Below are 7,433 nucleotides of genomic sequence, written 5' to 3'. Positions count from 1 at the left end.
CCGCACGCACCACCCGCCCGCGAACAGGCCCCCAGGGACGAGCCCCAGGCCCACACCCCGCTGGGCGGACTGCCCCGCCGCGTCCGCCAGGCCAACCTCGCCCCCCAGCTGCGCGACACCTCCACCGCCCGCCCCGAACCCGTCGACGACGTACCGGCCACCGAGCAGGACGCCCAGCGCGAGGCGGAGCAGGCACGCAGCCGGATGGCTTCGCTCCAGCGCGGCTGGCAGCGCGGCCGCCGGCAGAACGCCGAGGACGAGACGGGCCCCGGCGGCACCGCTCCAGGAACCAGACCAGAGAGGGACGGTCGATGACCGCACCGCACGCCACAGCACACGACACCACCGGCCGGGGCTCGGGGGAGCTCAACTGGCTCCTCGACGAGCTCGTCGACCGCGTGGGCAGCATCCGCAAGGCCCTGGTGCTCTCCAGCGACGGCCTCCCCACCGGCACCTCCGGCGACCTCACCCGCGAGGACGGCGAGCACCTCGCCGCCGTCGCCTCCGGTTTCCACAGCCTCGCCAAGGGTGTCGGCCGCCACTTCGACGCGGGGCGCGTGCGCCAGACCGTGGTGGAACTGGACGACGCCTTCCTGTTCGTCACGGCCGCGGGCGACGGCAGCTGCCTAGCCGTGCTGTCGGACTCCGACTCCGATGTCGGACAGGTGGCGTACGAGATGACACTGATGGTCAAGCGGGTCGGAGTCCACCTGACGACCGCTCCCCGCTCCGGTCTGCCCGCCGGAGGGTGAGTGGGCTGACATGAGAGCAGCAGGCCAGCAGGGATCGCCGCACTGGTTCGACGACGACGCGGGCCCGGTGGTGCGCCCGTACGCGATGACGCGCGGCCGTACGAGCAGTGCGAGCCGGCACCGGCTCGACCTGATCGCACTGGTCGTCCCCGAGCCGGCCGCAGACGATCCCGGGCGCGACCAGACGCTCGCTCCCGAACACGTCGAGATCGTAGAACTGTGCAGTGAGACGCCGCAGTCGATCGCAGAGCTCGCGGCGGGCCTCGACCTCCCAGTGGGGGTGGTCAGAGTGCTCGTCGGCGACCTCGTCGAGGACGAGCTCGTGCATGTGACCCGACCCGTACCTCCGGCCGAGCTGCCGGACGAGAGCATCCTTCGCGAGGTAATCAATGGTCTTCGGGCGCTCTAGCCGCAAGAAGCGACTGGTCGAACCGGTGACGCTCAAGATCCTCGTCGCGGGTGGCTTCGGGGTGGGCAAGACCACTTTGGTGGGCGCGGTCAGCGAGATCAGGCCGCTGCGCACCGAGGAGGCGCTCACCGAGGCGGGCCGCCCCGTCGACGACCTCGAAGGCGTCGAGAACAAGAACACCACCACCGTCGCTATGGACTTCGGACGGATCACACTCCGCGAGGACCTGGTCCTGTACCTCTTCGGTACGCCCGGCCAGGACCGCTTCTGGTTCCTGTGGGACGAGCTGGCCCAGGGGGCCCTGGGAGCGGTCGTCCTCGCCGACACCCGCCGCCTGGAGGACTGCTTCGCCGGCATCGACTACTTCGAGCGCCGGGGCATCCCCTTCGCCGTCGCCGTCAACTGCTTCGAAGGCGCCGACCGCTACCCGCCGGAGACGGTACGGGCGGCCCTGGACCTCGACGAGGGCGTGCCCCTTCTGCTGTGCGACGCGCGGGACCGCGAGGCCGTCAAGGCGGTGCTCATCGCGGTGGTCGAGCACGCGCTGGCACGGTCCGCGGACCGGCGCCAGACGGCGTCCACCTGAGCGGTCCGCACCCCCACCGACAGGGGTACGGACCGCGGTCACGGGGTCGCGCTGCCGGCGGGCTCAGCCCTGCCCGCCCTCCTCGTCCCAGCCGAAGCTCCGCTCCACGGCCTTGCGCCAGTTGCGGTACTCACGGTCGCGCTCCGGTGCCTCCATCCGGGGCGTCCACTCGACGTCCCGCTGCCAGTGCGACTTCAGCTCGTCCAGGTCCGACCACACGCCGGTCGCCAGCCCGGCGGCGTACGCCGCGCCCAGGCAGGTCGTCTCGGAGACCTTCGGACGGATCACGGGAACGCCCAGGACGTCGGCCTGGTGCTGCATCAGCAAATTGTTCTTCGTCATGCCGCCGTCCACCTTGAGCGTGGTGATGGCCACGCCCGAGTCCTGGTGCATCGCGTCGACGACCTCCCGCGTCTGCCAGCTGGTGGCCTCCAGGACGGCTCGCGCCAGATGCGCCTTGGTGACGTACCGGGTGAGACCGGTGACCACACCGCGCGCGTCGGAGCGCCAGTAGGGCGCGTACAGCCCGGAGAAGGCCGGAACGATGTACGCTCCGCCGTTGTCTTCGACGCTTCCCGCGAGCGTTTCGATCTCGTCCGCGGAACGGATGATCCCGAGCTGGTCCCTGAACCACTGGACCAACGCACCGGTGATCGCGATCGACCCCTCCAGACAGTAGACCGGCGCCTCCCCGCCGATCTGGTAGCCCATGGTGGTGAGCAGCCCGCTCTTCGAAGGAACCGGCCGCCCACCGGTGTTGAGCAGCAGGAAGCTGCCCGTCCCGTACGTGTTCTTCGCCGTCCCCACGTCGTAACAGGCCTGCCCGAACACAGCGGCCTGCTGGTCGCCGAGCGCCGAGGCCACGGGCACGCCCGCGAGCTGCCCCACGGCCGTCCCGTACACCTCCGCCGACGACCTGATCTCCGGCAGCACGGCCTCGGGAACGTTCATCGCGGAGAGGATCGCCGGGTCCCACTGGAGAGTCCGCAGGTCCATCAGCATGGTGCGCCCGGCGTTCGTCACGTCCGTGACGTGCACGCCGCCGTCCGTCCCGCCGGTGAGGTTCCAGATCAGCCACGAGTCGATGGTCCCGAAGGCGATGTCGCCCCGCTCGGCGCGGGTCCGCAGCCCGGGGACGTTGTCGAGCAGCCAGGCCGCCTTGGGACCGGAGAAGTAGCTGGCGAGCGGCAGGCCGGTCACCTCCCGGAACCGGTCCGGGCCGTCCGCGCCGCCCAGTTCGCCGCACAGGGCGGCGGTACGCGTGTCCTGCCACACGATTGCGTTGTGCACCGGCTTGCCCGTCGCCCGGTCCCACAGCACCGTCGTCTCGCGCTGGTTGGTGATCCCCAGGGCGCTGAGCTGCCCGGCGCGCAGGCCGGCCTTCGCGAGCGCTCCGGCGACCACCGCCTGCACCTTGGACCAGATCTCCGTCGCGTCGTGCTCGACCCATCCGGGCTTCGGGAAGATCTGGCGGTGCTCGCGCTGGTCCATCGCGACGATCGCGCCGCTGTGATCGAAGATGATGCAGCGGCTGGATGTCGTCCCCTGATCGATGGCGGCGACGTACTTCTCGGCTTGCCCGGCTCGTTCCGTCATGACGTCCCCTCGTCCGAACTCGGCTGAAAGCGTCGTGCGTGTGCGGTGCTGTGTGCGGTGGTACGCGCGCGTGCCGCGTGCTCAGAAGGCCGTGTTGTAGATCAGACCCGACAGGGCCCCGCCGATCAGCGGCCCCGCAACCGGCACCCACGCGTAACCCCAGTCGGAGGTCCCCTTGTTCGGGATCGGCAGTACGGCGTGGACGAGGCGCGGTCCCAGGTCGCGCGCCGGGTTGATCGCGTACCCGGTGGGCCCGCCCAGGGAGAGGCCGATGCCCACCACCAGCAGGGCCACGATCAGCACCTGGGTACCGGACTCACCGAGCCCCTTCGTCATTCCGAACGCCAGGACCGGCAGCACCAGACCCACCGTCGCGATGATCTCGGTGACGAGGTTGGCGACCGGGCTGCGGATCTCCGGAACGGTGGAGAAGATCCCCAGGGTCGGAAGCGCCGTTTCCTGGTCCCTGTTCGCCGCGAACTGCGGGTAGTACACGAGATACGCCAGTACGGCGCCGAGCATCGCCCCGGCCATCTGCCCCAGGACGTAGACCCACACCTGGCCCCACTCACCCGTGTCGACGGCGATGCCCACGGTCACCGCCGGGTTGAGATGCCCGCCGGACAGCGGGGCGGCGGTGTACGCGCCGGCCAGCACGGCCATGCCCCATCCGAAGGAGATGACGATCCACCCCGAGCCCTTCGCCTTCGAGTGGTTGAGGGTGACCGCGGCGCACACACCGGCGCCGAAGAGGATCAGGATGGCGGTGCCGATGACCTCACCGACGAAGACGTCCCCGTTGCTCATGGCGGCTCCTAGGCCCTCGCCCGGGGGCGGGCCCCGGTTCTGAAGTGCAGGGTGCGTGTTCCATGGCTGATGAGCCGGAGGCAGGGAGTGCCGTTCCCCGCCCGGCGTCCGGTGCGCGTGCCGGGCCGGCGCGATCGCCCGTGGGGGGAGGCCCCTGAACAGCGACAGGGGGGACCCGGGAGCAGACTTACGCGCGTTCCCGGGAGCCGTCGTACGGCGACGCCGACTGACAACGGGAAGTGTTCACCGGTGGTGATGGGGCGTCAAGGTCGCGGACAGCAACCGCCGTCCGATGCCTTCGCGGCCGGCGTGCACGGATTCTCCGCGAGCCACTTCGCGGCGGTCTCCGCGAGCTCACGGTCACGCCCCGCCAGCATCGTCCGGATCATCTGTACGTCGCCGCGCAGCGACCAGAGCGGATGCCCGAACGTGGCGGGGTTGTTCTTCTCGATCAGGAAGTGCGCCGGCCAGGCGGCGCCGTACCCGATCAGCGGCAGCGCGGCGGCGTACCGCTTCCGGCCGCGCGCCAGGCCGTACACGCTGACCGCGAGTCCGGTGAGCGTGCCGGTGAGGTGCACCCACCGGGTCGCCGCCCTGGAGTGCATCGCGACGTAGTAGGGCCAGAATTCTTCGTACGAGTCGAAAGTCCGCTGCTCCATACGCGCAAGGTAATGGCTCGGCGGAGAACCGGATACGGCCTTGCCGCGTCCGTAGGGGAGACGGGACGGGCGGCCGGGACCCACGGGGGTGGCCCCGGCAGCCCGTCCCGTCTTCCGCACCGCCGGAGCGCGTCAGTGCCCGGCGACCGACCGGCGGGCGACGGGGAAGTCGAAGTACGTGTCCGGGAACGGCTCGGGCTTGTACGTGAAGTGCCACCACTCCTCGGCCAGATTCACGAAACCGAGCTCGCCGAGCACTCCCTTGAGCAGTTGACGGTTGGCGCGCTGGACGCGCTGGACGCGGGGATCCTCCGTGTGGGACAGGGTATCGAAGCAGTCGTAACCGGTCCCCATGTCGACCGAATTGTCGGGGAAGCGCTCCGCCTTGGGCGCGTAGCAGGGAGCGAGCTGTTCGCCGGGGACGTACGGCCGGGTGGCCTTCGCGGGCAGTCTCACCAACGTCAGGTCGACCGTGCTGCCCCGGCTGTGCCCCGACTTCTCCGCGATGTACCCGTCCGCGAAGAGACGCGACTTGTCGACGCTCGGATAGAACTCCGCCTTCATCGCCTCGTCGTCGAGATCCTTCGCCCACCGTACGAAGTGGTCCACGGCCCGCTGCGGCCGGTAGCAGTCGTACACCTTGAGGGAGTAGCCGCGCCGCAGCAACTTCGTCTGCGCCTCGTGCAGGGCCTTCGCCGCGGGCCTCGTCAGGATGCACACCGGCTGGCGGTAGCCGTCCACGGGCACACCCACGAAATTGTGCGCGGTGGTGTAGCGCATCTCCTGCATGATCGTCGGATCCACGGACTGCAGGGACACGAACTCCCCGGGGGCCTTGGGTTCGGGCTTCGCCTGCGCCGCGGGGGAAGCCGCGGTGACGGCGAGCAGGGTGACGGCAGCGGTGGCCAGAGCGCGCAGTGCTGGGGCAAGTCGTGTCATGGACTCTCCATCTATCAGCTCAACCGCCCTGCGGGGAAGGGCGATCCGGTACAGTCCGCGCGTGTCCGCACCCACGAAGAAGCCCGTCAGGCACTCCCACTGCTCCAGCTGCGGAGCGCCGTACCGGCCGGCCGCTCACTGGCCCCGCACGTGCCCCTCGTGCGGTGACACGGCCTACCGCAACCCCCTGCCCGTCGCCGTCGCCCTCCTGCCCGTTAAGGACGCGCAGGGCGGACGGGACGCGGCCGGCGGCGGCGGACTGGTCGTCATCACCCGCGCCATCGAGCCGCAGCTCGGTGGGACGGCGCTGCCCGGCGGATTCATCGACCACGGCGAGCGCTGGCAGGAAGCCGTCGTACGGGAACTGCGCGAGGAGACCGGCATCGAGGCGGCCGCGAACGACGTGCGCCTCGCCGACGCGCTCAGCTCCCCGGCCGGCCACCTGCTCCTGTTCGGGCTGCTCCCCGCACGCGCCGCCGCCGACCTGCCGCCGTCCGCCCCGACCGACGAGACAACCGGCTGGCACGTTCTGCGGGCGCCCGCGGACCTGGCGTTCCCGCTCCACACGGAGGCCGTACGCCAATGGTTCTCGGGAAGCTACGGGCCCACGGCATAACCGTTCCCCGGTACGTCGCCCCTCGCGCCCACCGCGCCGCCCGCGCTATGTACCCCTGCGTCCGCAGCCCCGGACCCGCACCGGGAGCCCCACGTCCCCGCCGCCCTTGCGCTCCACCACCACCCGGCCTCCGCTCATCCGCGTCGTGAACCGCTCGATCTCCGTCCGCCCCGAACCGTCCCCGGCCTCGGTCACCATCAGCCCGCCTCCGGTCCGCCCGGCAGCCGGCGCCCACACGTCGAGCGCCGGCCCCCCGTCGTCACCGCACACGGGAATCACGGCGCCGGCCCGCGCCAGCACGGGGATCCGCGACAGCGGCGCGTCCAGCAGCACCCGGCCCTGCCCCTCGTAGGCCCTGCCGGTGGCCGTGTCGTACCACCGCCCGCGCGGCAGACGCACCGACCTGCGGTCCGCGCCGGGCTCCATCACGGGAGCGACCAGCAAGCAGTCCCCGAGCAGGAAGGCGTCCTCACACGCGCGCAGCGCCCGGTCCGCGGGAGCCGCCCACCACACAGGACGCGCGTAGGGCGCGCCCGTCAGGCGGGCCAGCTGGGACAGCGTCACGAAGTACGGGCGCAGCCTCTCCCGCTCGGCGAGCGCGGCCCGCACATGCCCGAGCACCTGGGGGCCGAACCGCCACGGCGCGCCGGGCCCCGGGAGGGCGGTGTCTCGGGTGCGGAGCAGCGGAAGGTGAGCGCTCATCTGGAACCAGCGCACATACAGCTCGGGTGAGGGCGTACCACTCGACCCACCGACGTCCGTTCCCGAGAACGGCACCCCGCACAACCCGAGACCGAGCACCAAGGAGAGCGCGGAGCGCATACCCGGCCAGCCCGCCGGCACATCCCCCGCACACGTGCCGCCATACCTCTGCTCACCCGCCCAGCCCGTTCCTGAGAACAGAAACGGCCGTTCCCGGGAACGGCCGTCGCCCCGGGCGCCCTGCCCCGCCCGTACCGGCGCCGCCGCGGCACCGCCCCCAGGAGAAGGAGAAGGCAAGGACACCCCCTCGTTCCTCTCGTCCGACAGGACACGCGCGCGTGCGCCGTCGGACGACGCGCTCCACGGC

8 protein-coding genes and 2 pseudogenes are annotated in these 7,433 nt (G+C 71.3%); 5 read left to right on the top strand and 5 right to left on the bottom strand.

The features are described 5' to 3' along the window. The 4 genes and pseudogenes from E2E34_RS28190 to E2E34_RS28175 form a co-directional block, all read left to right on the top strand. Positions 1 to 315, top strand: a pseudogene (locus E2E34_RS28190) (histidine kinase); the annotation flags it as partial. After that, on the top strand, positions 312 to 752 hold the full coding sequence (locus E2E34_RS28185; protein WP_138904713.1) for a roadblock/LC7 domain-containing protein: 441 nt from the start codon (positions 312 to 314) through the stop codon (positions 750 to 752). The pseudogene E2E34_RS28190 and the gene E2E34_RS28185, both read left to right, overlap by 4 nt. Before the next feature lie 10 nt (positions 753 to 762). After that, positions 763 to 1,161 (top strand): DUF742 domain-containing protein, encoded by a 399-nt coding sequence (locus E2E34_RS28180; RefSeq protein ID WP_138898037.1) that lies wholly within the window; start codon positions 763 to 765, stop codon positions 1,159 to 1,161. Further along, the gene (locus E2E34_RS28175; protein WP_138904712.1) at positions 1,142 to 1,747 is read left to right on the top strand and encodes a GTP-binding protein; all 606 of its coding nucleotides are present in this window, start codon (positions 1,142 to 1,144) and stop codon (positions 1,745 to 1,747) included. Before E2E34_RS28180 ends, E2E34_RS28175 begins: the two co-directional genes overlap by 20 nt. Positions 1,748 to 1,810: 63 nt before the next feature. Here the strand turns inward: E2E34_RS28175 and glpK are convergent, their stop codons facing one another. The 4 genes from glpK to E2E34_RS28155 all read right to left on the bottom strand — a co-directional run bounded on the left by glpK (position 1,811) and on the right by E2E34_RS28155 (position 5,748). Further along, positions 1,811 to 3,343 (bottom strand): glycerol kinase GlpK, encoded by a 1,533-nt coding sequence (glpK, locus tag E2E34_RS28170; RefSeq protein ID WP_138904711.1) that lies wholly within the window; start codon positions 3,341 to 3,343, stop codon positions 1,811 to 1,813. An 81-nt stretch (positions 3,344 to 3,424) separates the two neighbouring features. Continuing rightward, complete coding sequence (locus tag E2E34_RS28165) at positions 3,425 to 4,150, bottom strand: MIP/aquaporin family protein (protein WP_138904710.1); 726 nt, start codon at positions 4,148 to 4,150, stop codon at positions 3,425 to 3,427. A 263-nt stretch (positions 4,151 to 4,413) separates the two neighbouring features. After that, a complete protein-coding gene (locus tag E2E34_RS28160) occupies positions 4,414 to 4,809 on the bottom strand; it encodes an Mpo1-like protein (protein WP_138904709.1) in 396 nt (131 codons plus the stop codon). A gap of 132 nt (positions 4,810 to 4,941) precedes the next feature. Further along, complete coding sequence (locus E2E34_RS28155; protein ID WP_138904708.1) at positions 4,942 to 5,748, bottom strand: M15 family metallopeptidase; 807 nt, start codon at positions 5,746 to 5,748, stop codon at positions 4,942 to 4,944. On the opposite strand from E2E34_RS28155, the gene E2E34_RS28150 reads away from it, so the two are divergent. After that, positions 5,747 to 6,364, top strand: a complete 618-nt coding sequence (locus tag E2E34_RS28150; protein WP_138904707.1) for an NUDIX domain-containing protein — start codon at positions 5,747 to 5,749, stop codon at positions 6,362 to 6,364. The two genes, E2E34_RS28155 and E2E34_RS28150, sit on opposite strands and share 2 nt — an antisense overlap. A 45-nt stretch (positions 6,365 to 6,409) precedes the next feature. Here E2E34_RS28150 and E2E34_RS28145 read toward each other — a convergent pair. Further along, positions 6,410 to 7,333, bottom strand: a pseudogene (locus tag E2E34_RS28145) (TIM-barrel domain-containing protein); the annotation flags it as partial. Between the last annotated feature and the right edge of the window lie 100 nt (positions 7,334 to 7,433).

The sequence above is a fragment of the Streptomyces albidochromogenes genome (genome assembly GCF_005981925.1).
GTDB classification, from domain to species: domain Bacteria; phylum Actinomycetota; class Actinomycetes; order Streptomycetales; family Streptomycetaceae; genus Streptomyces; species Streptomyces albidochromogenes.
The sequence above is the reverse complement of the archived record's forward strand: the minus strand, read 5'-3'. Positions and strand labels throughout refer to the sequence as shown.

Excerpts from the sequence above, each read along its gene's own strand:
- E2E34_RS28185 (WP_138904713.1), top strand. The coding sequence starts at position 312 with ATGACCGCACCGCACGCCACAGCACACGACACCACCGGCCGGGGCTCG.
- E2E34_RS28180 (WP_138898037.1), top strand. The coding sequence starts at position 763 with ATGAGAGCAGCAGGCCAGCAGGGATCGCCGCACTGGTTCGACGACGAC.
- E2E34_RS28175 (WP_138904712.1), top strand. The coding sequence starts at position 1,142 with ATGGTCTTCGGGCGCTCTAGCCGCAAGAAGCGACTGGTCGAACCGGTG.
- glpK (WP_138904711.1), bottom strand. The coding sequence starts at position 3,343 with ATGACGGAACGAGCCGGGCAAGCCGAGAAGTACGTCGCCGCCATCGAT.
- E2E34_RS28165 (WP_138904710.1), bottom strand. The coding sequence starts at position 4,150 with ATGAGCAACGGGGACGTCTTCGTCGGTGAGGTCATCGGCACCGCCATC.
- E2E34_RS28160 (WP_138904709.1), bottom strand. The coding sequence starts at position 4,809 with ATGGAGCAGCGGACTTTCGACTCGTACGAAGAATTCTGGCCCTACTAC.
- E2E34_RS28150 (WP_138904707.1), top strand. The coding sequence starts at position 5,747 with ATGGACTCTCCATCTATCAGCTCAACCGCCCTGCGGGGAAGGGCGATC.
- E2E34_RS28155 (WP_138904708.1), bottom strand. The coding sequence starts at position 5,748 with ATGACACGACTTGCCCCAGCACTGCGCGCTCTGGCCACCGCTGCCGTC.